This is a genomic window from Variovorax boronicumulans NBRC 103145 (assembly GCF_001591345.1).
Lineage (GTDB): Bacteria > Pseudomonadota > Gammaproteobacteria > Burkholderiales > Burkholderiaceae_C > Variovorax > Variovorax boronicumulans.
On record NZ_BCUS01000111.1, the window covers coordinates 1 to 21,359 of the forward strand.

The 21,359-nt window shown below is 68.2% G+C and carries 22 protein-coding genes and 1 pseudogene; 7 read left to right on the plus strand and 16 right to left on the minus strand.

Annotated elements, in window-relative coordinates; translation table 11 throughout:
* The 4 genes and pseudogenes from VBO01S_RS24845 to rpmH form a co-directional block, all read right to left on the minus strand.
* Positions 1-201 (minus strand): annotated as a pseudogene (locus VBO01S_RS24845) (membrane protein insertase YidC); the annotation flags it as partial.
* On the minus strand, positions 198-485 hold the full coding sequence (gene yidD, locus VBO01S_RS24850) for a membrane protein insertion efficiency factor YidD (RefSeq protein WP_056574909.1): 288 nt from the start codon (positions 483-485) through the stop codon (positions 198-200). The pseudogene VBO01S_RS24845 and the gene yidD, both read right to left, overlap by 4 nt.
* On the minus strand, positions 482-904 hold the full coding sequence (locus VBO01S_RS24855; RefSeq protein ID WP_062480416.1) for a ribonuclease P protein component: 423 nt from the start codon (positions 902-904) through the stop codon (positions 482-484). Before VBO01S_RS24855 ends, yidD begins: the two co-directional genes overlap by 4 nt.
* A gap of 101 nt (positions 905-1,005) precedes the next feature.
* Positions 1,006-1,140 carry a 50S ribosomal protein L34 gene (gene rpmH, locus VBO01S_RS24860; protein WP_007834827.1) on the minus strand — a complete coding sequence of 45 codons (135 nt, stop codon included), beginning with the start codon at positions 1,138-1,140 and terminating at the stop codon, positions 1,006-1,008.
* Between the two features lie 307 nt (positions 1,141-1,447).
* On the opposite strand from rpmH, the gene dnaA reads away from it, so the two are divergent.
* The 3 genes from dnaA to gyrB all read left to right on the plus strand — a co-directional run bounded on the left by dnaA (position 1,448) and on the right by gyrB (position 6,779).
* The gene (gene dnaA / locus VBO01S_RS24865) at positions 1,448-2,827 is read left to right on the plus strand and encodes a chromosomal replication initiator protein DnaA (RefSeq protein ID WP_062480418.1); all 1,380 of its coding nucleotides are present in this window, start codon (positions 1,448-1,450) and stop codon (positions 2,825-2,827) included.
* A gap of 89 nt (positions 2,828-2,916) precedes the next feature.
* Complete coding sequence (dnaN, locus tag VBO01S_RS24870) at positions 2,917-4,023, plus strand: DNA polymerase III subunit beta (RefSeq protein ID WP_056574900.1); 1,107 nt, start codon at positions 2,917-2,919, stop codon at positions 4,021-4,023.
* A gap of 134 nt (positions 4,024-4,157) precedes the next feature.
* Positions 4,158-6,779 carry a DNA topoisomerase (ATP-hydrolyzing) subunit B gene (gene gyrB, locus VBO01S_RS24875; protein WP_062480420.1) on the plus strand — a complete coding sequence of 874 codons (2,622 nt, stop codon included), beginning with the start codon at positions 4,158-4,160 and terminating at the stop codon, positions 6,777-6,779.
* Between the two features lie 85 nt (positions 6,780-6,864).
* On the opposite strand, the gene VBO01S_RS24880 is transcribed toward gyrB, so the two are convergent.
* The gene (locus VBO01S_RS24880; protein WP_157627451.1) at positions 6,865-8,028 is read right to left on the minus strand and encodes an ABC transporter substrate-binding protein; all 1,164 of its coding nucleotides are present in this window, start codon (positions 8,026-8,028) and stop codon (positions 6,865-6,867) included.
* 408 nt (positions 8,029-8,436) lie between these two features.
* Between VBO01S_RS24880 and VBO01S_RS24885 the strand changes: the two genes are divergently transcribed.
* The 3 genes from VBO01S_RS24885 to VBO01S_RS24895 all read left to right on the plus strand — a co-directional run bounded on the left by VBO01S_RS24885 (position 8,437) and on the right by VBO01S_RS24895 (position 10,966).
* Positions 8,437-8,961: a hypothetical protein gene (locus VBO01S_RS24885; protein WP_062480425.1), complete on the plus strand. Its 525-nt coding sequence runs from the start codon at positions 8,437-8,439 to the stop codon at positions 8,959-8,961.
* Positions 8,962-9,073: 112 nt separating this feature from the next.
* Positions 9,074-9,586, plus strand: coding sequence for a hypothetical protein (locus VBO01S_RS24890; protein WP_062480427.1), 513 nt, complete (start codon positions 9,074-9,076; stop codon positions 9,584-9,586).
* 183 nt (positions 9,587-9,769) lie between these two features.
* Positions 9,770-10,966 carry a metallophosphoesterase gene (locus tag VBO01S_RS24895; protein ID WP_062480429.1) on the plus strand — a complete coding sequence of 399 codons (1,197 nt, stop codon included), beginning with the start codon at positions 9,770-9,772 and terminating at the stop codon, positions 10,964-10,966.
* A gap of 12 nt (positions 10,967-10,978) precedes the next feature.
* On the opposite strand, the gene VBO01S_RS24900 is transcribed toward VBO01S_RS24895, so the two are convergent.
* The 4 genes from VBO01S_RS24900 to VBO01S_RS24915 all read right to left on the minus strand — a co-directional run bounded on the left by VBO01S_RS24900 (position 10,979) and on the right by VBO01S_RS24915 (position 14,660).
* A complete protein-coding gene (locus VBO01S_RS24900; RefSeq protein WP_062480431.1) occupies positions 10,979-11,479 on the minus strand; it encodes a polyhydroxyalkanoate granule-associated phasin in 501 nt (166 codons plus the stop codon).
* 117 nt (positions 11,480-11,596) lie between these two features.
* Positions 11,597-12,574, minus strand: a complete 978-nt coding sequence (locus VBO01S_RS24905; protein WP_062480433.1) for a lysylphosphatidylglycerol synthase domain-containing protein — start codon at positions 12,572-12,574, stop codon at positions 11,597-11,599.
* Positions 12,571-13,848: a cardiolipin synthase ClsB gene (gene clsB / locus VBO01S_RS24910; RefSeq protein WP_062480446.1), complete on the minus strand. Its 1,278-nt coding sequence runs from the start codon at positions 13,846-13,848 to the stop codon at positions 12,571-12,573. The genes VBO01S_RS24905 and clsB overlap by 4 nt, the downstream gene beginning before the upstream one ends.
* Positions 13,849-13,862: 14 nt before the next feature.
* Positions 13,863-14,660: an endonuclease/exonuclease/phosphatase family protein gene (locus tag VBO01S_RS24915; RefSeq protein WP_062480435.1), complete on the minus strand. Its 798-nt coding sequence runs from the start codon at positions 14,658-14,660 to the stop codon at positions 13,863-13,865.
* A gap of 209 nt (positions 14,661-14,869) precedes the next feature.
* On the opposite strand from VBO01S_RS24915, the gene VBO01S_RS24920 reads away from it, so the two are divergent.
* Complete coding sequence (locus VBO01S_RS24920; protein ID WP_235944255.1) at positions 14,870-15,244, plus strand: serine/threonine protein kinase; 375 nt, start codon at positions 14,870-14,872, stop codon at positions 15,242-15,244.
* A gap of 67 nt (positions 15,245-15,311) precedes the next feature.
* Here the strand turns inward: VBO01S_RS24920 and VBO01S_RS24925 are convergent, their stop codons facing one another.
* The 7 genes from VBO01S_RS24925 to VBO01S_RS24955 all read right to left on the minus strand — a co-directional run.
* The gene (locus VBO01S_RS24925; protein ID WP_062480437.1) at positions 15,312-15,890 is read right to left on the minus strand and encodes a Spy/CpxP family protein refolding chaperone; all 579 of its coding nucleotides are present in this window, start codon (positions 15,888-15,890) and stop codon (positions 15,312-15,314) included.
* 149 nt (positions 15,891-16,039) lie between these two features.
* On the minus strand, positions 16,040-17,113 hold the full coding sequence (locus VBO01S_RS24930; protein WP_062480439.1) for a flavodoxin family protein: 1,074 nt from the start codon (positions 17,111-17,113) through the stop codon (positions 16,040-16,042).
* An 86-nt stretch (positions 17,114-17,199) separates the two neighbouring features.
* Entirely contained in the window at positions 17,200-18,093 is an 894-nt protein-coding gene (locus tag VBO01S_RS24935) for a pirin family protein (RefSeq protein ID WP_062480448.1), read from the minus strand.
* A 71-nt stretch (positions 18,094-18,164) separates the two neighbouring features.
* Positions 18,165-18,929 (minus strand): GNAT family N-acetyltransferase, encoded by a 765-nt coding sequence (locus tag VBO01S_RS24940; RefSeq protein WP_062480441.1) that lies wholly within the window; start codon positions 18,927-18,929, stop codon positions 18,165-18,167.
* Between the two features lie 2 nt (positions 18,930-18,931).
* On the minus strand, positions 18,932-20,179 hold the full coding sequence (locus VBO01S_RS24945; RefSeq protein WP_255221190.1) for a biosynthetic peptidoglycan transglycosylase: 1,248 nt from the start codon (positions 20,177-20,179) through the stop codon (positions 18,932-18,934).
* Positions 20,180-20,213: 34 nt separating this feature from the next.
* Entirely contained in the window at positions 20,214-20,783 is a 570-nt protein-coding gene (gene xrtQb, locus VBO01S_RS24950; protein WP_062480445.1) for an exosortase Q subunit 2, read from the minus strand.
* Positions 20,764-21,359: archaeosortase/exosortase family protein (locus VBO01S_RS24955; protein ID WP_157627452.1), on the minus strand; the 596-nt coding region annotated here is incomplete at its 5' end. The genes VBO01S_RS24955 and xrtQb, both read right to left, overlap by 20 nt.

Sequence of the window (21,359 nt, forward strand, 5' to 3'; positions counted from 1 at the left end):
GCCCGCGGTGCCGCCGGCTGCGGCAGCCGCGGTCGGCACGCCGTTGTTGGCAGCGCTGCCCGTGGCCGGCGCCGTGGCGGCGGGCTTGGTCGACGGCAGGAAGGTCGGCTTGTTGCCGTTGAAGACCTGCCATTGGTCCCACAGCAGCACGAGCGAGAAACCAAAAATCACCCACAGGATCGTGCGGCGGATATCGTTCATGACGAAGACTTCTTGTCGGAGGAGAGAAGAGACGAAAACAGCGATCCTGACTTGTCAGTGCGACGCTGAGATTTCGGTGGAACCGGATCGTGGCCGCCCTGGCACCAAGGCTGGCAGCGCGCGATGCGGTGCAGAGTCAGGTAGCTGCCCTTGAGCGCTCCGTGCACTTCCAGCGCCTCGATCGAGTACACGGAGCAGGTCGGCGTGAAGCGGCACGACTGCCCGAGCCAGGGGCTCAGCAGCAGGCGGTAGCCCTTCACGAGGCCGATCAGCAGGCGTTTCATGCGGAGGCAGGTGCGGGGGAGGCGGCAGCCGGTGCCGGCGGACGTCCGGCGCGCGCCAGCAATTGCTGGAGCTCGGCGCGCACGGCGGCCTTGAGCTTGTCCGAGGAGGCGCTCACGAACGCCTTGCGATCGAAACCGGCGCGCAGACGCACCACGTGCGCGGCACGCGGCAACACGACGCCGGGCGCGGCGCTCACGGCGTAGATCTGGCGCTTGATGGCGTTGCGCGTCACCGCGCGGCGTGCCCAACGCTTGGGCACCATGGCGCCCAGCCAGACCTCATCGGACGGAAACAGCGAAGCGGCGCCCGATGGGGAAACATCGAGCGCACAGCGGTGCAATGCGAAATGGGCAGTGCGCGCCACGGTGGCACCTGCGAGGACGGCCTGGAATTGCGCGCGGGTCTTGAGCCGCTGCAAGGAAGCCGGGCCGCGGACGTCGCTGCTGGCGGGGCCAGGCGCAGAGGCTGCAGGAGCCTGCGCGGACGTGTCGGCGGCTGACAACGGCAGGTGGGGTGCCGTCAGACGGCCAGGCGCTTGCGGCCCTTGGCGCGGCGTGCGTTGATCACGGCGCGGCCGCCACGGGTCTTCATGCGGACCAGAAAGCCGTGGGTACGGGCGCGGCGGACTTTGGATGCTTGGTAAGTGCGTTTCATGATGGTTTCCTGATTCCCTGTTTGCGCCGGTTTCCGCATGAAGGCATGCAAAAACCCGGCGAGCGCTGGGGAGCGAGTTTCGGATGGCCCCCGAAAGACGCTGTGAAGGCTTTTCAGGGAAACCCGCAATTATCGCAAACATTGGCCGCCGGAACAATCTTCGACTGGATTTGCGGGCCTTTCCATGTGCAGCGCAGCATGTGGATAAGGTTTTGACAAGTTAGAATGCCCGGCGCCTTCCAGCAGAGAATATCCACAATACCTATACAAGAAATGCCCGAGGGTTCCATCACTTTTTCAAGCGCCCATGTCGACTGACGGCATCGGCGAAAGCCTGTGGCAGGCCTGCGTCGACCAGCTCGCGCAGGAGCTGTCCGAGCAGCAGTTCAACACCTGGATCAAGCCCCTCACCGCGCAGGTCGCCGACGACCTTTCGCGCATGACGGTGTTCGTCGCCAACCGCTTCAAGCTCGACTGGATCCGTGCCCAGTACGCGGGCAAGATCGCGGCCATGGCCGAGAAGATGTACGGCCAGCCGGTCACCATCGAGTTAGCGCTCGCTCCGCGAGAAACCCCCGTCCGTGTTGCACCCATGGCCATCATGGCCGAAACGGATGTGCCGCGCGACGTGGCCGGCCCGGGCGAGGAACCGGCGGCCGCCGGCTTCAAGAACCGGCTCAATTCGGGGCTCACTTTCGACACCCTGGTCGAGGGCACGGCCAACCGCATGGCGCGCGCCGCGGCCATGCACGTGGCCGGCATGCCGGGCCACCTGTACAACCCGCTTTTCATCTACGGCGGCGTCGGCCTGGGCAAGACCCACCTGATGCACGCTGTGGGTAACCGGCTGCTGGCCGACCGGCCCGATTCCAAAGTTCTCTACATCCACGCCGAGCAGTTCGTGTCGGATGTGGTCAAGGCCTATCAGCGCAAGACTTTCGATGAGTTCAAGGAACGCTACCACTCGCTCGATCTGCTGCTGATCGACGACGTGCAGTTCTTTGCCAACAAGGACCGCACGCAGGAAGAGTTCTTCAACGCCTTCGAGGCCCTGCTGGCCAAGAAGTCGCACATCGTGATGACCAGCGACACCTATCCCAAGGGGCTGGCCGACATCCACGAGCGGCTGGTGTCGCGCTTCGATTCGGGCCTCACGGTGGCGATCGAGCCGCCCGAGCTCGAAATGCGCGTGGCCATCTTGATCAACAAGGCCCGTGTCGAAGGCACCGAAATGCCCGAGGAAGTCGCCTTCTTCGTGGCCAAGAACGTGCGCTCCAACGTGCGCGAGCTCGAAGGCGCCCTGCGCAAGATCCTGGCGTACTCGCGTTTCAACCAGAAGGAGATCTCGATCGCCCTGGCGCGCGAGGCGCTGCGCGACCTGCTGTCGATCCAGAATCGGCAGATCTCGGTCGAAAATATCCAGAAGACGGTGGCCGACTACTACAAGATCAAGGTCGCCGACATGTACAGCAAGAAGCGCCCGGCCAGCATTGCGCGGCCGCGGCAGATCGCGATGTACCTGGCCAAGGAGCTCACGCAGAAGAGCCTGCCGGAAATCGGCGAGCTGTTCGGCGGTCGCGACCACACGACGGTGCTCCACGCGGTGCGAAAGATTTCGGGCGAGCGCCAGCAGCTCACCGAACTCAACCAGCAGCTGCACGTCCTCGAACAGACCCTCAAAGGCTGAAGCCGAATGTCATCAAGAACGCCCCTCGCGACAGCGGAGAATGGCGTCCTGAAAGCTGATTCAAAGAGATAAGAGAAGAGGAAGAAGACATGATCGTTTTGAAGGCAACCCAAGACAAAGTTCTTGCCGCGCTGCAGTCGGTGGCCGGCATCGTGGAGCGGCGCCATACCCTGCCGATCCTGGCCAATGTGCTGATCCGCAAGACCGGCGGCCAGCTGCAGCTGACCACCAGCGACCTTGAGATCCAGATCCGCACCACCGCCGAGCTCGGTGGCGACGAGGGCAATTTCACGACCACCATCGGTGCGCGCAAGCTGATCGACATCCTGCGCACCATGCCGGCCGACCAGACCGTGAGCCTCGAGTCGAGCGCCAGCAAGCTCGTGCTCAAGGGCGGCAAGAGCCGCTTCACGCTGCAGTCGCTGCCCGCCGAAGACTTCCCGCTGGTGCAGGAAGCCGCCAATTTCGGCCCCGTGTTCAGCGTGCCGCAAAAGACGCTGAAAGACCTGCTCTCGCAGGTCTCGTTCGCGATGGCCGTGCACGACATCCGCTACTACCTGAACGGCATCCTGTTCGTGGCCGAAGGCAAGCAGCTGAGCCTGGTGGCCACCGACGGCCACCGCCTGGCGTTTTCCTCGGCCATGCTCGACGTCGAAGTGCCGCGCCAGGAAGTGATCCTGCCGCGCAAGACCGTGCTCGAAATGCAGCGCCTCTTGTCCGACGCCGAAGGCGCCATCGAGATGCAGTTCGCGAACAACCAGGCCAAGTTCAGCTTCGGCGGCATGGAGTTCGTCACCAAGCTGGTCGAGGGCAAGTTCCCCGACTACAACCGCGTGATTCCCAAGAACCACAAGAACACCGTCACGCTCGGCCGCGCGCCGCTCTTGGCCAGCCTGCAGCGCACCGCCATCCTGACCAGCGAGAAGTTCAAGGGCGTGCGCCTGAACATCGAGCCGGGCACGCTGCGCATCGCGTCGAACAACGCCGAGCAGGAAGAAGCCCAGGACGAGCTCGACATCGACTACGGCGGCGACAGCATCGAGATCGGCTTCAACGTCACCTACCTGATCGACGCGCTGTCGAACATGGACCAGGACATGGTCAAGCTGGACTTGGCCGACTCCAACAGCTCGGCCTTGTTAACCATCCCCGAGAACGCATCTTTCAAGTACGTCGTGATGCCGATGCGCATCTAGACCCTGGAAAACACAGCGCCTTGCGCACACGACCCGCGGCCCCCCGCGGGTTTGCGCTTTCAAGAGGCGGCGAATTGAGCTTTTGAGAGCCCGAAAAATCACGGGAAACCCGTGAGAGACAGAGGAATATCCGAATGAGTGCAGAAGAGAACAAGCCCGACGTGCCGCACACCGAGCCGGTCTATACCCCCGAAATCCAGATCGTGGCGCCCGAAGGCGTCCCCGCCGACTCCAGCTACGGCGAAGGTGCGATCACGATCCTCGAAGGTCTGGAAGCCGTGCGCAAGCGCCCGGGCATGTACATCGGCGACACCTCCGACGGCACGGGCCTGCACCACCTCGTGTTCGAAGTGGTGGACAACTCCATCGACGAAGCGCTCGCGGGCCATTGCGACGACATCGTCGTCACGATCCACTCCGACAACTCGATCTCCGTCACCGACAACGGCCGCGGCATCCCGACCGGCGTGAAGATGGACGACAAGCACGAGCCCAAGCGCTCGGCCGCTGAAATCGCGCTCACCGAACTGCACGCCGGCGGCAAGTTCAACCAGAACAGCTACAAGGTCTCGGGCGGCCTGCACGGCGTGGGCGTCTCGTGCGTGAACGCGCTGAGCGTGAAGCTGCGCCTCATCGTGCGCCGCGAAGGCAAGATCCACGAGCTCGAATTCAGCCGCGGCTTCGTGCAGAACCGCCTGCTCGAGACCGTGAACGGCTTCGAGGTCTCGCCCATGAAGGTCATCGGCGACACCGACAAGCGCGGCACCGAGGTGCACTTCCTGCCCGACACGGAAATCTTCAAGGAAAACAACGATTTCCACTACGAGATCCTCTCCAAGCGCCTGCGCGAGCTGAGCTTCCTGAACAACGGCGTGCGCATCCGCCTGCTCGACGAACGCACCGGCAAGGAAGACGACTTCTCCGGCGCCGGCGGCGTGCGCGGCTTCGTGGAGTTCATCAACAAGGGCAAGACCGTCCTGCACCCGAACTCGTTCTACGCCGCGGGCGAGAAGCCGGCCGACACCTACGGCGGCATCCCCGGCACGCACATCGGCGTCGAAGTGGCGATGCAGTGGAACAGCGGCTACAACGAGCAGGTCCTCTGTTTCACCAACAACATCCCCCAGCGTGACGGCGGCACCCACCTCACCGGCCTGCGCGCCGCGATGACCCGCGTCATCAACAAGTACATCGAAGAGAACGAGTTCGCGAAAAAGGCGAAGGTCGAAGTCACTGGCGACGACATGCGCGAAGGCCTGTGCTGCGTGCTGAGCGTGAAGGTGCCCGAGCCCAAGTTCTCGAGCCAGACCAAGGACAAGCTGGTGTCCAGCGAAGTGCGCGCGCCGGTGGAAGACATCGTCGGCCGCCTGCTGACCGACTACCTGCAGGAGCGCCCGAACGACGCCAAGATCATCTGCGGCAAGATCGTCGAAGCCGCACGCGCCCGCGAAGCCGCCCGCAAGGCCCGCGAAATGACGCGCCGCAAGGGCGTGCTCGACGGCATGGGCCTGCCGGGCAAGCTGGCCGACTGCCAGGAAAAGGACCCCGCCCTGTGCGAGGTCTACCTGGTGGAGGGTGACTCCGCCGGCGGCTCCGCCAAGCAGGGCCGCGACCGGAAGTTCCAGGCCATCCTGCCGCTGCGCGGCAAGATCCTGAACGTCGAGAAGGCCCGCTACGAGAAGCTGCTCACCAGCAACGAAATCCTGACGATGATCACCGCGCTGGGCACCGGCATCGGCCGCGCCGGTGCGACCACCGCGGGCGGCGGCGCGGACGACTTCAACGTCGCCAAGCTGCGTTACCACCGCATCATCATCATGACCGACGCCGACGTGGACGGCGCGCACATCCGCACGCTGCTGCTCACCTTCTTCTACCGCCAGATGCCCGAGCTGGTCGAGCGCGGCCACATCTACATCGCGCAGCCGCCGCTGTACAAGGTGAAGGTCGGCAAGGAAGAGCAGTACCTGAAGGACGGCCCCGCGCTCGACGCCTTCCTGCTCAAGGTTGCACTGAAGGACGCGAGCATCGAGACCGGCGGTGCCGCCTCGACCACGCTGTCGGGCGACACCCTGGCCGAGCTGGCGCGCAAGCACCAGGTGGCCGAGGCCGTGATTGCGCGCCTGCGCAACTTCATGGACGCCGAAGCTCTGCGCGCCATCGCCGACGGCGTCGCGCTCGACCTCGACACGCCGGCCGCCGCCGAGGCCTCGGCCGTCGCGCTGCAGGCCAAGCTGCGCGAGCTCAACACGACCGGCGTGCCGGCCGAGGTGAGCAGCGAGTTCGACGCCCGCACCGACAAGCCGCTGCTGCGCATCAGCCGTCGCCACCACGGCAACATCAAGTCCAGCGTGATCTCGCAGGACTTCGTGCACGGTGCCGACTACGACGCGCTGGCGCAGGCCGCCAACACCTTCCGCGGCCTGCTGAGCGCCGAAGGCGCGCTGGTCAAGCGCGGCGAGGGCGAACGCGGCAAGGAAGAGAAGGTCGACGACTTCCGCCAGGCCATGAAGTGGCTGATCGGCGAAGCCGAGCGCGCCACCTCGCGCCAGCGCTACAAGGGCCTGGGCGAGATGAACCCCGAGCAGCTGTGGGAAACCACCATGGACCCGACCGTGCGCCGCCTGCTGCGCGTGCAGATCGACGACGCGATCGAGGCCGACCGCGTGTTCACGATGCTGATGGGCGACGAGGTGGAACCGCGCCGCGAGTTCATCGAGCAGAACGCGCTGCGCGCGGCGAACATCGACGTCTGATCGATCGATCGATGGCGCGGCACCGGGCGGTGTCGCGCTGTTCACCAAGGGGGCGCTTGCAAGCGCCCCTTTTTTTTGATTCCTCCTACTGCTTGCGCTGCACGAACAGGTTGCGCTTCGCATCCTCCGGGTACGCGAAGCTGATCTGCCCGTTGCGCACCACGCCCATCACCAGCATGTTGGGCGACAGCGCGTCCTTGTCGTTTTCCGAGAACGACTTGTCGTAGGTCGTGACCACGCCGTAGTAGGGCCGCTTGGGCTGCTCGAGCGCGGCCTTGATGAACGGGCCTTCGAGCTTGCCGCTGGGCACGTTGAACATCGCGTGGGCCAGCAGGTAGGTGGCGTCGTAGGCCTGGGCGGCGGCCATCGGCACCGGGATGCGCTTGGTGTTGAATTTGCGCGCGTAGTTGGAAAGAAACGACGAGCGGCGCTCGTTGCTCGGCTCGGCGATGAAGCTCTGCGCCATCAGCGCGCCTTCGGACGCTTCGCGGGCGCCCTCGATGAAGGATGGGAAGGACAGCGTCCAGGCCCCGACCTGCGGGACCTTCCAGCCGATGGCCTGCCGGCTGCGTGCGATGACGGCGTTCTCGGGGCCCACGGTGTAGCTGAAGATGACGTCCGCGCCGGCCGCCTTGGCCTCCGACAACTCTTTCGTCAGGTCTTTCACGCCGAGCGGAAAGCGGCCCACGTACACGGGCTTGAGGTGCTTGGCCGCCAGCGCCTTCTCGACGTCCTTGGCGCCCGCCTCGCCGTAGCCGGTGCTGTCGTGCAACACGGCGACCCGTTTCCAGCCGCGCGCCAGCAGGTCGTCGACCACGAAAGGGGCCTGGATGCTGTCCTTGGGCGAGGTGCGAAATACATAGCTCGTGGCCGGCGGATAGGTCGAAGTCAATGGCGAGCCGGTGGCGCAGGGCACGATCAGCGGCAATTTCGCGTCATTGAAAACGGCCAATGAATTCATCGCCACGCCGGTATTGCAGAAGCCGATGGTCGCGACCACTTTTTCATTGACGAGGGCCTGGGATTGCGAACGGCCGGTGTCCGGATTGGCCTGGTCGTCCTTGATCACCAGTTCGAGCGAGCGGCCCAGATACCCGCCCACGGCATTGATTTCGTCCAGGGCCATCTTCACGCCGTTGAGCATGGGCACACCGAAATCGGCCGATGGCCCGGTGAAAGGGCCGATGACGCCGATGCGGATCGGCACCGGCTGCTCTGCGCTTGCCTGGGCGGCCAGTCCCAAAGCCATCAGCAAAAAAACGAATCGGCGATTTGAATGAAGCATTTGGTTTGCGCGCTTTGAAAGGAAGCGCCGAGCCTAATTTCTTTGCGCGCCCGCCAATAGCTAGGGAATGCCCAGTCAATTGCGCACCAATTCCGTCTTTTGTTGCCAATTCAGCACAGACCGCGGGGCCGGCACGAGATCGAAAAGCGCTCGCTCGCAGCGCGCCCGCGAGCCCCGTCTCAGGGTTTCCGATGAAAGACACCCGAAAAGTGGAACTGACGCCCGTCACACGGGCGTCACCAGCTATGAAAACAATAGCATTCACCTGCGCAACGCAGAAGCTTCCTCGTAAACGCTATATCTAGCCCGACTCTTGCTAAGCAAAATTCCTGACGGATTTCCTGTCACGCAAGATCGAGGACACACAGAGCAATGAACCCCAAGCGTTTCCAACAGCCCGTGGCTGCACTGGTTCTGGGCGGCGCATCGATCGCCGCGGCCTTCCTCGTGGCCGTGTCGCCGGCCCATGCGTTCTCGAACCCGCCGATCCAGGTCGCGCAGGGCATCGAATACATGTGCGGCGGTGCCGCCAAGGGCGAAGCCGCCTTCCTGGAAATGGTCGCGCCGCGCTGGGCCGCGACCATCGACTTGCGCGTGAACGACGGCAAGGGCGCGCAACAGGCCGGCTTCCCGGCCAAGGCGTCGATCCAGGTGCGCCAGAAGTACACGGGCCAGACGGTGATGGAAGTGCAGACGCAGGCGCCCTACATGCTCGCGCGGCTCGAACCGGGCGCCTACGACGTCGACGTGACGCTGGGCGGGCTCACGCTCACGCAGCAGCTGGTCGTGATCGCCGGCATCCCGGCGCGGGCCTCGTTCGTCTGGCCGTCGAACTTCGACATGGCCTCGGTCGCGCCACCGCTGCCCCAGGCGCTGGCACAAACCGCCGCGCGCTGACCCGACGCGGGCCGCCGCGGCCCGCGCGCAGTTAAGTCTTCCTTAAGTCGTGCCCGGCACAGTGCCTTCCTGCGTGGCGTGTCGCCACCACCGCCCGGAAAGGAAGGCTCCGATGTCTCTCACCACCAACCCCCTGTTTCTGTTCTCGCACGCCCGGCCCGTGGCCGCGGCGGCTGGCGCCGCCTTGCTGGTGCTGCTCGGCGGCGCGCTCTCGGCGCAGCCGGCCCAGGCCGCGATGAACCCGCCGATCCACATGGCGCACGGCGTCGAGTACATGAGCGGCGGCATCGGCCAGGACGAGGCGCAGCTGATGGAAACCGTGTCGCCGCGCTGGCCCGCGAGCTTCGAATTCGCGATCAAGGACGGCCGCCGCGCCGATTTCGCGGCCGGCGTGCACGTCACCGTGCGCGACAGCCACGGTACGGCGCTGCTCGACAACGTGGTCTCGGGCGGCCCGTTCATGGTGGCGCGGCTCGAGCCCGGTCGCTATGAAGTGGAGGCTCGCATCGGCGGCCAGACGCTGAAGCAAATGCTGCTGGTGTCGCCCGGTGCGCCGGCCAAGGCGCTCTTCGAATGGCCGGCGGGCACCGACATGGCGTCGGCCGGCACGCGCACGGTGCGGTAAGCGAGGGGCATCGCGCCGCAGCCGACACCGAAACGTCACGCCCGCGACGCCCCAACGCCCGCTATCCGGTTGCCCTGCGCTATAGAAAAAATAGCGACCCAGGCAGCTTTCGACGCCTTGAATGCGCGGCATGCGCCTTGCAGATGACGTGTCCCGGGCGATGCCCGCGTCCCCCCAGTCCTCATGCCGATCCGTCCCCTGAGCGTCCTGACCGCGCTGCTGCACGTCTACATCGCGCTGCGCCTGCTGCCTGCGCTGGCGTCGCTCACGCCTGCGTGGCCGCTCGCGCTCGTGTTGCTGGCGGTGTCGGCGGTCACGATGCCGCTGCCCTTCGTGTCGCGCAGCCACCGCGCCGACCGCAAGGCGAAGCCGGCCGGCGAGACGCTGCACTGGATCGGCCTGATCAGCATGGGCTGGTTCTCCTCGCTGTTCGTGCTGACGCTGGTGCGCGACCTCGGCCTGCTGCTGGCCTGGCTGGCGAGCGCGCTCGGCGGCCTGCAGGTGCCCTGGGACAAGGTCGGGCCCTGGAGCGCGCTGGCGGTGCTGGCGCTGGCCACGGGCGTGTCGCTGGTCGGCTTCGTCAACGCGCGCCGCACGGCCGGCGTGAAGCAGGTCGATGTGCCCATTCGCGGGCTGCCCGCGGCGCTGGCCGGCTTCACGATCGCCCAGCTCAGCGACATCCACGTGGGCCCGACGATCCGCAACGGCTACATCCAGCGCATCGTCGACGCGGTGAACCGGCTCGGCGCCGACGCCATCGCGATCACCGGCGACCTGGTCGACGGCAGCGTGCCCGAGCTGCGCGAGCACATTGCGCCGCTGGCGGGCCTGCGCGCACGCCACGGCACCTTCGTGGTCACGGGCAACCACGAGTACTACGCGGGCGCGCACGCCTGGATCGACGAGCTGCGCCGCCTCGGCCTGAAGGTGCTGCTGAACGAGCACGTGGTGCTGCAGACGCGCAACGTGCGCGGCGCGCAGACCGACGAAGAGCTGTTCGAAAGCGCGCTGGTGCTGGCCGGCGTGACCGACTTCACCGCCGGCCACTTCGACGCCGCGCACGCGAGTGACCCGCACCTGGCGCTGTACGACGCACCGCCGCTGGTGCACACGCGCGTGCTGCTGGCGCACCAGCCGCGCAGCGCGCCGGTGGCGGCCGCGGCCGGCTACCAGCTGCAGCTGTCGGGCCACACGCACGGCGGCCAGTTCTTCCCGTGGAACCTGTTCGTGCCGATGCAGCAGCCGTTCACGGCCGGCCTGCACAAGCTGCACGACATGTGGATCTACGTGAGCCGGGGCACCGGCTACTGGGGGCCGCCGAAGCGTTTCGGCGCGCCGTCGGAAATCACGCTGGTGACGCTGGTCCCGGCGCAACCCTGAAACGCAGCGGCGTCAGGCCTGCAGTTCGGCCAGCAACCGCCGTGCGTTCGACGTGGCGGCGGTGTGGATCGGCTTGAGGCCTTCGCGCGCAATGCGCGCCGCCACGCCCGTGAACTGACCCATCGTGCTGGCGCCGCGCGCCGTGGCCTGCACGAGCGCATCGCCGTGCGTGGCCGCCTGCGCTGGCGTGAAGCTGCCGGCCAGCGAGAAGAGCGCCGTGGCGCCCTGCAGCCACTGCTGCCATGCGCGCTGGGCCAGCGAGGCCTGGCTGCTGTGCCACTGCCTGGCCATCGCCAGGCCCGATTCGCTGGCTGCCGCGAGCTTTTCGTGGCCCATCAAATGAAATTCCGCGAGGTCGGCGGCGCTGGGCGTGAGCCCGGCTTTGGCCATGCGCTCGGTGCGCATGCGGATCACCGTGCCGGACGACAGCAGGGTCTCGTGGGTCTTGAGGGCCAGGTCGACCCATTGCATCAGCGGGCTGGCCACGCGGGCGGTGGTACTGAAGGACGACATGGGAAGAGGGCACGTAGGGGAACAGAGGGCCACTATAGGCCTGCAAAGTGAAAATTGTTGCAGCGCAACAATTCCTGACCGTCATTTCACCGATCGATTGCTTTCTGCGGGCAATATTTAACGTTTGTTGTGGTTGTTGCCGGCATCCGCGCGCAAGCGCCGTGCACGCGCCTCGGTGACGAGGTAAGCGACGAGCGCCACGGCCAGCGGCAGCAGGTAATACAGCGCGCGGTAGGCCAGCAGCGCCCCCAGCAGCCGGGTGCTGGGCACCTCGTGCGCCAGCAACGCGACGAACACCGCCTCCAACACGCCGAGCCCCGCCGGCACGTGCGTGACCACGCCCGCCACGGCCGCGACCAGCAGCACCGCGAGCACCTGCGGATACCCGACCTCGCCCTGCAGCAGCACCCAGATCACGCCGCCGATGAGCGACCAGTTGACGCACGACATCGCCAGCTGCAGCAAGGCCATCGGCAAGCTCGGCGTGCGCAGCGCATGGCCGCGCACGCGCCAGACGTGGCCATCGGAGAACGCGCACAGCGCCAGGTAGGCCAGCGACACCATGAGCAGCACCGCGCCGAGCATGCGCAGGCCACCGCCGTCGATCTTCCAGTCGGGCGGCAGCGCCATCGGCCAGAAGCAGAAGGCGGCGCCGGCCACCACGAGGTAGCCGAGCCAGTTGGTCAGCATGCTGAAGCCCAGCACGCGCGTGATGGTCTCGTTGCCCAGCCCCAGGCGCGAGTACAGCCGGTAGCGAAAGGCCACGCCGCCCACCAGCGAACCGAAGTTGAGGTTGAATGCGTAGCTGATGAAGGTCACGCCGATGACGGTGCCCGCGCCGAGCCGGTGCTTCGTGAGGTGGCGCCCCAGAAGGTCGTAGGTGCTGTAGAGCCCGAAGCTGGCGGTGGCCAGCGCGCCGGCCGCGAGCAGCGTGGTGCCCGGCAATGCGCGCAGTGCGGCGAACACTTCGGCCCAGTCGATGGTGCGCGCCTGCTTCAGCAGCAGCCAGGCGATGGCGCCGAAGAAGGCCCAGATCGCCACGCGCCGCGCCCACGGCCACCAGGGCCGGTGCGTGAGGGCGAGGGACGCGCTCATGCCGTCTCCGTGCGCGCCGTGCCCTCGTCGCCGCGCTTCTTCTGCTGTGCCATGAGATCGGTCGCCTCGGCCGGCGTCAGGCGCGGCGCATGGCGCGGCAGGCGGTTCAGCCACGACGGGTACCAGCGCAAGAAGTGGAAGACGAAGAAGCTGCGCACCAGCCGCCAGCCGCTCCATTCGCTGGCCAGGTCGTGCGTGCCGATCTGCTTGCAGCTGTGCTGCATGAGATGGTCCATGCGCTCCCACAGCACCTTGTTGAACGCGGTGTCGCGCACGACCACGTTGGCCTCCAGGTTGAGCGACAGGCTCAGCGGGTCGAGGTTGCTCGAGCCCACGGTGCTCCAGCGGTCGTCCATGAGCGCGACCTTGCCGTGCAGCGGGCGGTCGCAGTACTCGTAGATGCGCACGCCCGCGTGCAGCAGGTGGTGGTACAGCATGCCGGCGGCCGTCTTCACGATCGGCATGTCGGGCTCGCCCTGCAGGATGAGGCGCACATCGACGCCGCGTCGCGCCGCGCGCCGCAGCTCCTTGATGAGCCGGTAGCCCGGAAAGAAGTACGCGTTGGCGATCACGATGCGCTCGCGCGCGGCGCGGATCGCGGCGCGGTAGTGGCGCTCGATGTCGTTGGTGTGGCGGCGGTTGTCGCGCGTGACAAAGATCGCGTCGGCCTCGCCCGCCGCGGCCTGCAGTTGCGACGCGGGCGGTGCCTGCTTCAGCCTTCGCCGGAACCAGCCCACGCCCTTGCCGCCGACCGCGATGGCGCGCAGCACGAACTGGTGGATCTCGGCCACGATCGGCCCCGCCAATTCGACCGCGTAGTCCTGCTTGGCCTTGGGACCGAAGTCGAGCAGGTGGTCCTCGGAGTAGTTGATGCCGCCCACGAAGGCGCGTTCGCCGTCGACCACCACGATCTTGCGGTGCATGCGGCGGAACACGTTGAGCCGCTGGCCCAGGAAGCGCTGGCCCGGGTCGAACACGCGCACCTTGACGCCGGCCGTGGCCAGGCTTTCCAGGTACGCGTGCGAGAGGTCGGGCGAGCCGAAGCCGTCGATCATCAGGTCGACCTTCACGCCGCGCTGCGCCGCCGCGCGCATGGCCGCATGCAGCGCCAGGCCCACCTTGTCCTCGAACAGGATGAAGGTCTCGATGATCACTTCGCGCCGCGCCGAGCCGATGGCCTCGAACACGCGCGGAAAGAATTCCTCGCCGTTCTCCAGCAGGTCGATGCGGTTGCCGCCGGTCCAGTGGCCGGCGCGCTCGGGGGTGTCGCGCATGGGGGCCTCGCTGCTCACAGGTCGATGTCCGCCACCAGCGGGGCATGGTCCGACAGATGCGACCACGGCCGGCGCGGCAGCACCACGGGCGCGTGCGCGCCTGCGTTGCGCACGTAGATGCGGTCCAGCGGCAGCAGCGGCAGGCGCGCCGGAAAGGTGCGCGCGGCGCGGCCGTGGGCATGCACGAACACCTCGCGCAGCGACGCGCCTTCGGCCAGCACGTCGTGCGCTCGGGCGCGCCAGTCGTTGAAGTCGCCCGCCACGATCAGCGGCGCGTCGGCCGGCACCTCGTCGCGCACGATGTGGCACAGCAGCTCCAGCTGCTGCTGGCGGTGCGCCTCGGCCAGCCCCAGGTGCGCGCAGATCGCATGCACGTCGACCGTGCGCCCGGGCAGGCGCAGCACGCAGTGCAGCAGGCCGCGCTTCTCGGGGCCGCTCACTGACACGTCGTGATTGCGGAAATGCACGATCGGAAACTTCGACAACACGGCGTTGCCGTGGTGCCCCTTCGGATACACCGCGTTGCGCCCGTAGGCGAACTGCGGCCACATGGTGTCGGCCAGGAATTCGTAGTGCGGCGCCTCCGGCCAGTTGTTCACCGTGCGCGAATGGCGCGCGTGCGTACCCATCACCTCCTGCAGAAACACCACGTCGGCGCCCACCGTGCGCACCGCGTCGCGCAGCTCCGGAAGGATGAAGCGACGGTTCAGCGCCGTGAAGCCCTTGTGGGTGTTCACGGTCATGACCTTGAGCGAGGCCGGTGCGGCGGCGACAGCGGCCTCGGGCAGCGGGGAAGTGATGGGGGAGGACATCGGTGTTCCCGTTGTACGTGGCCGCGCCCGCGCCGACTGTAGGAACGCGCCACCTTCTTCGCGTGCCTTTCACACAAGGGCGGCGGGCTCCTACAGGCAGGCCTGCCGCACCCCCACACAGCGCCCGAAACGAGGCTCCTACGGTGGTTTCAAAGCCGATGCCAACGCGCTCGGCTTTGTGCCTTTTTTCATCTGCAAAGGAGCTTTCCATGATGACCACCCTGCAACGCCTGACGATCCCCACCGCGCTGCTCGCCGCCCTGCTGGGCGCGGGCCTCGCCCAGGCCCAGAAACCGGCGCCCGTCGAACCGATGGCGGGCGACAGCTCGATGCCCGTCTCGCGCGAAGCCGTGAAGGCCGAGGCCCGCGCGCAGAACCGCAACAACGCCAACAGCGTGGTACCCAAGGGCGAGGCCAGCACCACCGTGAACCACCAGCCCAACGCGATGCCGTCGCCCACCGGCGAGCGCTCGCGCGCGGAGGTGCGCGCCGAGACGCAGCACGTGAAGCCGCGCTTCGGCCAGCCGGGTGAACGCCCGGCGGTGCCGACCAACCCGACCGAGAAGACGGGCACGCCGCAGTAACACCGCGCGCCCACGAAAAAGCCCTTTCCTGGAGGCCGGCTCCCTTCAGCCGGCCGCCTGGTCAGCCTCAGCTCTTGGCAGGCGCTGCACCGTGGTGGCCTTCATGCCCACCGCGATGGAAGCGATGGCCGTGGCCTGCGAACTTCGCGGTCTCGGCGTCGAAGGTCTTCTGCTGCTCGGGCGTCAGCGCGGCGTAGAAGGTCTTGGTCGCTTCGGCGCGCTTGACGAACCGGGCGCTGCGCTCGGCCTGGCGGGCCTGCATGTGCTCCAGGCGCTGGGGCGTGGTCAGCTTGGCGAACTCGGCGCGGTCCATGCGCTGCGGGCGGGCGGCACCGGCCGGCGGCTGGCTGGCCTCGGTGAAGCTGCTCCACGCGCCTTCCTGGGCGCTGGTGAGCTTGAGCTTGTCCTTCAGCGCGGCCAGGCGCTTGGCACGGTGCTCCTTCATGCGCTCCATGCGCTGGGCCGGGTCCATGCGCTTGTGCTGCGCCTTGGGTGCGGCGGTGGCATCGGCGGGGGCCGTGGCAGCCGTGGGTGCAGCGGTCGACGGCGTGGTAGCGGCCGGCGCCTGAGCGAAGGCACCCGAAGAGGCGAGGGCGGCCGAACCCAGCAGGCTGGCCCAGACGATGCGTTGGCGAAGAGAGATCATGAGAGTCGCTTCCTTTCGAAGAAGTCCGCCACCAAAGGGCAGCGGGTGAGACGAAGTGTGGAGCGCCTCTGTAACGCGTCCGTGAGCCGAACGTGAGCGTGCGTAAAGAAGCATGAACCGCAGCGCGGTGCTGCCGCCCGCAGCGTGACTTATTTGGGCCGGGGCGCCTTCAGCCCGCGGTCGGGCGCTTGCAGCTTGCCGGCGCGCAGCGCGGCCACCGCGAGCACCACGGCGCGCGCGACGTTGCGCACCTCTTCCTGCACGTCGGCATCTGCGTCCAGCGCCTCGTGGCTGGTGGCGTAGGGCGCGTAGTAGCCGATGTAGCGGTCCAGCCGCGCCTGCGCGCCGGCGTCGACCAGGCCCATCCAGTCGAGCCAGTCCGTGAGGTTGCGGCGCAGGCCCTCGGGGCCGGCCACGTCGCCGTGCACCACCACGCCGTAGACGCGGCCTTCCAGGTGCTTGGGGTAGCCCCAGCCTTCGAGCTCCAGCGCCTTGGCCTCGTCGGGCTTCTTGCCGTGCGTGCTGGTGGGGTCGGGGTTGCCGCCGTCGGCGCACACGAGGCGGTCGATCATGAGCTTCAGCGGACTCGCGGCCTGGTACCAGTGCGTGGGCGTGAGCACGATCACGCCGTGCGCGGCCACCCAGCGTTCGTAGATCTCGTTCATCCAGTCGCCGGTCTGGCGCAGCGCGTGGTTGGGGTAGCAGCTGCAGGGCCAGTGGCACAGCGGCATCGCGGTGGAGACACAGCCCTTGCACGGGTGGATGTGGCGGCCGTAGTCCGAGGTGAGCCGGCTCAGGTCGAGCACGTCGACCTCGATGCCGCCGCCTTCGAGCACCTCGCGCGCGCACTGCGTGAGGCGCCAGGTCTTGGAGATTTCACCGGGACAGGTGCCGTCGTTGCGCGGCGAGCCGTTGACGAGCAGCACGCGCGAGCGCGTCTCGGGCCGGCCCCAGGCGTCCTGCGCCGCGTCGATGCGCGCGCGGGCGTCGAGCCAGTCGACCGAGAGTTCGTAGTCGGGATCTGCATAGCCGGGCCCGGCGCGGCGCGTCACGGGCGCCTTGCGGCCTTCGTCGTAGGCTTGCCAGGCGATGTCTTCCAGGCGCCGCAGCGCCTCGGTCTCGGCCCGGAACGCCGGGTCGTGGAAGCTCTGCATGAAGCGGTCGTGGAACTCGGCGCGCTGCAGCATCGGCGGCGCCTGTCCCTTGCGTATCGTGGGAGGCATGACCGCAATCTAGGCCGCGCACCGGCCGGCGCGAACCGCACGCGACGCCGACTTGCGGTAGGCGAGCGACTACAGAGGCTTCGGGCTCAGCCGAGCTTGCCGTTCTGGAAGTCGTGCACCGCCTGCTTGATCTGCTCGGGCGTGTTCATCACGAAGGGCCCGTACTGCGCGATGGGCTCGTTCAGCGGCCGGCCCGCGATGAGCAGCGCGCGCGCCGGGCTGTGGTTGCTGGCGCCGGCGCGCAGCACCGTGCCGTCGCTGCCGGGGTCGTTCGCCAGGATGGCCATGCGCCGCGTCGGCACCTCGCTGCCCGCGATCCACAGCGATTCGCGGAACACGTAGACCAGCGCGTTGTGGTCAGGCGGCAGCGGCTGCGCGAACTCGGCGCCGGGCGGCAGCGTGATGTCCAGGTACAGCGGGTGGGTGTGTGCGCGCTGCTCCGCGCCCACGACGCCGTGGCTGGTGCCGGCGATCACGCGCACGTGCGCACCGCTGGCGGTCGTGAACTCGGGGATCTCGCTGCTGCGGATGTCGCGGTACCAGGGCTCGCGCATCTTGTCCTTGGCGGGCAGGTTGAGCCAGAGTTGAAAGCCTTCCATCAGGCCTTCTTCCTGCTCGGGCAGCTCGCTGTGCACGAGGCCGCGGCCGGCCGTCATCCATTGCACGCCGCCGTTCTCGAGCAGGCCTTCGTGGCCCGCGCTGTCGCGGTGGCGCATGCGCCCGGCGATCATGTAGGTGACCGTCTCGAAGCCCCGGTGCGGGTGGTTCGGAAAGCCGCCGATGTAGTCGCCCGGGTTGTCGCTGCCGAAGGCATCGAGCATCAGGTAGGGGTCGAGCCGCTTCTGCAGCGGCTGCTGCAGCACGCGGGTGAGTTTGACGCCGTCGCCGTCACTGGTGGAAACACCGGCCACGATGTGGTCGATGCCGCGCGGGGTGGCGACGGGATCGGTGGGGTGGTGGTGGGCATGAACGTTCGTCATGCCGCCCATGGTGGCACCAAAGCCCCGACCGCGCCACCGGTGGGGGTGCCCGCCGCCCGGAGCCGTTCAGCTCAGCGCGGCCACTGCTGGCGCTGCCAGTAGCAGTACTGCCAGCGCGTCTCGAAGCCCGCGCGGCGGTACAGCGCCAGCGCCGGCTGGTTCTGCGCATCGACCTGCAGGAACACGCGCTCGACGCCGCGTGCCAGCGCCGCCTGCGCCAGGCCGGCAAGCACGCGCCCGGCCAGGCCGCGCCCGCGCTGCGACTGTTCGGTGCGCATGCCGTGCACACTGGCCCAGCCGTGGCCGAAGGCCATGGCGCCGGCCGCCACGGTGGCGCCGTTTTCGCGCACGCTCGCAAAGAGCGAGCCCGTGGCGCGCGACAGCGAACGCACGCGGTGCACGCCGTCGACCGGGTCGAAGCCTTCGCCCAGGAACAGCGCGGCCCAGTCCGGATCGGGCGACGCGTCGACGTCGGCCAGCCGCGCGTCCGCCGCGACGAGGCCGCGCATGCGCCGCGCCGAGCCGGTCTGCACGCAGGTCGGGCTGTCGGCCATGTAGTGCCGGCGCGCGAGTTCGGCGCGCAGCGTGTCGAAGCAGGCGGCGTCGGCCAGCCGCAGCGCGGGCGCGACCTGGCGGCTGTCGCAGCGGTCTTCGATGCGGTCGAGCGTGGCGGGCTCGACCGGGTCGCGGTGCAGCGGCACGGCCGAGCGGGCGCGCTTGACGGTGCCGCGGTCGAAGGGCAGCAGCCAGCCGTCGAGTTCCTCGCACGCCTCGGGGGCCACCGCCGCCACGGTGGCGCGTTCGATGGCCTCGATGTCGGGCGGGGCCACGTTCATCGTCACTGCACGGCCTCCGGTGGCGCGTACTTGGCGGCGGCCACGCTCTTGAGCAGCGCCTCGCGCTGGTTGCGGCTGATGCCGCGCACGCTCTCGGCCACCCACTTGGTGCGGTCGGGATCGATCTGGCCGTCGCGCCGCCATTGCTCGAGCACGGCCTGCGGCTTGTGCAGCATGGCCGCGAGCCAGACCGCCTGCGCCGGTTCGAGCGTGCGTGCGCTGCGCTTGAAATAGCGCCGCGCCGCGGCCTCGCCGCCGCACAGGTTGCCGCCCCACGGGGCGTTGTCGAGGTACAGCTGCAGGATGCGGGCCTTGCCCAGCGTCTGCTCCATCTCGACCGCGTACAGCAGCTCGCGCAGCTTGCGCTCGGCCGTGCGGTCGCTGCCGGTGACCAGCAGCTTGGCCAGCTGCTGCGTGAGCGTGCTACCGCCGCGCCGGGTCTGGCCGGGCTTCTGGTTGTGGTCGATCGAGGCGAGGATCTCGGTCAGGTCGTAGCCGGCGTGGCTGAAGAAGCGCTGGTCTTCCGCCGCGATGACGGCGCGTGCCAGCCAGCTGTCGTTGGCCAGCTTGGCCGACGGGCCGCAGCTGGTGCGCGCGCCCAGCATGGCCTCGGTGCCCAGCCCTTCGACCGTGAACTGGCCGATGGTCGGCTGCACCGCGAAGGTGGCGTCGGGCAGCAGCAGCTGCGCCTGCACCGCCAGCGTGCCCCCAATGCGGGCGCGCTGCAGCTCGGGCAGCGCCGGCACCAGCACGGCATACCAGCGGGCGATGGGGGCGTCCTGCACGCGGACGTCCAGCTGCAGGTTCTTCGGCGCGAGGCGGCCGGTCCAGGTGCCTTGCAGCAGGGCGTTGCTGTCGGCCGCCTGGGGTGTGGCCTCGAAGGTGCCGGCCAGCGTGTTGCCGTCGCGCCGCACGGTGGCCACCAGCCGCTCGACCTTGATGGGCTGCGTGCCGAGCGCAGGCACGTCGGCGCTGCACGGCGCGCAGCGCATCTGCTGCTGGCCGGTTTTCTCGTCCCAGGTGAAATGCACGGTGCCGAAGCGGGTGTCCAGCGCGTGGCCGTTCAGCCGCGGCGCGAACCAGGACGAGGTCGCCAGGCGCACCGCGGTGGGCACGCCGATCTCGAACGAGAGCGGGCCGGCCTTCACCGTGGTGCTCCATTCGCCCGCCGCCGGCGCAAGGGCGATCTTGGCGATCAGGAAGATGGCCACCAGGGCGGTCAGGACGAGGGCCAGCAGCCCGAAAAGCACGAATCGCAGGGTCTTCTTCACAAACACGTTCTCATCACATCGGTCTTGCCACGGTGACAGCTTGCCACGGACCGTGCGACTGGCCGCTGGCCGCCGCCCAGTACCAAGCCGAAGTGTCGGTGAAAGCCGTGCCTTGGGCGTCGACGATGCGCTCGCAGACGCGGAAATTTGCCGTACCGTGCCGTTGCGCCACAAAACAGCGCCACATCCGCGCTTGCGCGTCGCGTTCCAGCCGCGCCTGCTCGATGCGGTAGCCCAGCGCGCGGTAGCAGTCGGCGGCCGGATGCAGCATGCGCGTGGGCCGGTTCACGGCGCGCATCACCAGCGTCTGCTGGCCGTCGGTCATGCGGCCGATGGCGCCCGGGAAGCGATCGGCAAAGCGCTGCTCGACCTCGCTCAGCGCCAGCGGGCGCAGCGGCACGCCGTCCCACTGGCTGGGCCATTCGTGGGAGCCCACGGCGTCGGCTTCTTCGGCCGGCGCGCGCAGCGCCGCCGCGGCCGACCAGAGCACGCACAGCAGCATCGCCAGCGCGAAGGCGCTCTTGTGGCCCACGCGGTTGATGAAATGGTTGGCGAACCAGCGCTCAACGAACGGTATCGACACGGCGGCCTCCTTCGGCAGTGATCAGGCCCGGCAGCGGGCGGTCGAGTTCGATGCGCGGTGCGGCGCGCGCCGGCACCATCAGGCGCGCGATGGCGCCGCACACCACGGCCAGCAGCACCAGCCCCAGCGCGTTGTGCGCCCACGGCGCGAGCGCGTGGCCGGCGCCTTCGAAGGCGATCAGCACGCTGTTGCGCACGATGTTGCCGGCCAGCACCAGCAGGCCGACCGCCGGCAGGCGGCGCAGGAAGGCGCGGTCGCCGCGCCGTGCCCACAGCGCGACCGCGCAGGCCGTGAAGTAGCCCAGCCACACCATCTGCACGCCCGAGCAGGGCGCGTCGACGATCACCAGGCGGCCGTCGACCATCAGCGTCGCGCCTTCGCGCGCCACCTCGAAGCCCGGCGCGAGCAGCCAGCGGCTGGCCTCGGCCGTCACCACGCGCAGCGGGTAGCCGGCGTAGAACTGCAGCGACGACAGCAGCGGCAGCGCCAGCACCGACAGCCCGGCCACCGGTAGCGCCGCCACGCTGCGCGGCAAAAAGGCCAGCAGCCCGGCCGCGAGCGAGAGCACCGCCACCA

Excerpts from the sequence above, each read along its gene's own strand:
- yidD (WP_056574909.1), bottom strand. The coding sequence starts at position 485 with ATGAAACGCCTGCTGATCGGCCTCGTGAAGGGCTACCGCCTGCTGCTG.
- rpmH (WP_007834827.1), bottom strand. The coding sequence starts at position 1,140 with ATGAAACGCACTTACCAAGCATCCAAAGTCCGCCGCGCCCGTACCCAC.
- dnaA (WP_062480418.1), top strand. The coding sequence starts at position 1,448 with ATGTCGACTGACGGCATCGGCGAAAGCCTGTGGCAGGCCTGCGTCGAC.
- dnaN (WP_056574900.1), top strand. The coding sequence starts at position 2,917 with ATGATCGTTTTGAAGGCAACCCAAGACAAAGTTCTTGCCGCGCTGCAG.
- gyrB (WP_062480420.1), top strand. The coding sequence starts at position 4,158 with ATGAGTGCAGAAGAGAACAAGCCCGACGTGCCGCACACCGAGCCGGTC.
- VBO01S_RS24880 (WP_157627451.1), bottom strand. The coding sequence starts at position 8,028 with ATGGCTTTGGGACTGGCCGCCCAGGCAAGCGCAGAGCAGCCGGTGCCG.
- VBO01S_RS24885 (WP_062480425.1), top strand. The coding sequence starts at position 8,437 with ATGAACCCCAAGCGTTTCCAACAGCCCGTGGCTGCACTGGTTCTGGGC.
- VBO01S_RS24890 (WP_062480427.1), top strand. The coding sequence starts at position 9,074 with ATGTCTCTCACCACCAACCCCCTGTTTCTGTTCTCGCACGCCCGGCCC.
- VBO01S_RS24895 (WP_062480429.1), top strand. The coding sequence starts at position 9,770 with ATGCCGATCCGTCCCCTGAGCGTCCTGACCGCGCTGCTGCACGTCTAC.
- VBO01S_RS24900 (WP_062480431.1), bottom strand. The coding sequence starts at position 11,479 with ATGTCGTCCTTCAGTACCACCGCCCGCGTGGCCAGCCCGCTGATGCAA.
- VBO01S_RS24905 (WP_062480433.1), bottom strand. The coding sequence starts at position 12,574 with ATGAGCGCGTCCCTCGCCCTCACGCACCGGCCCTGGTGGCCGTGGGCG.
- clsB (WP_062480446.1), bottom strand. The coding sequence starts at position 13,848 with ATGCGCGACACCCCCGAGCGCGCCGGCCACTGGACCGGCGGCAACCGC.
- VBO01S_RS24915 (WP_062480435.1), bottom strand. The coding sequence starts at position 14,660 with ATGTCCTCCCCCATCACTTCCCCGCTGCCCGAGGCCGCTGTCGCCGCC.
- VBO01S_RS24920 (WP_235944255.1), top strand. The coding sequence starts at position 14,870 with ATGATGACCACCCTGCAACGCCTGACGATCCCCACCGCGCTGCTCGCC.
- VBO01S_RS24925 (WP_062480437.1), bottom strand. The coding sequence starts at position 15,890 with ATGATCTCTCTTCGCCAACGCATCGTCTGGGCCAGCCTGCTGGGTTCG.
- VBO01S_RS24930 (WP_062480439.1), bottom strand. The coding sequence starts at position 17,113 with ATGCCTCCCACGATACGCAAGGGACAGGCGCCGCCGATGCTGCAGCGC.
- VBO01S_RS24935 (WP_062480448.1), bottom strand. The coding sequence starts at position 18,093 with ATGACGAACGTTCATGCCCACCACCACCCCACCGATCCCGTCGCCACC.
- VBO01S_RS24940 (WP_062480441.1), bottom strand. The coding sequence starts at position 18,929 with ATGAACGTGGCCCCGCCCGACATCGAGGCCATCGAACGCGCCACCGTG.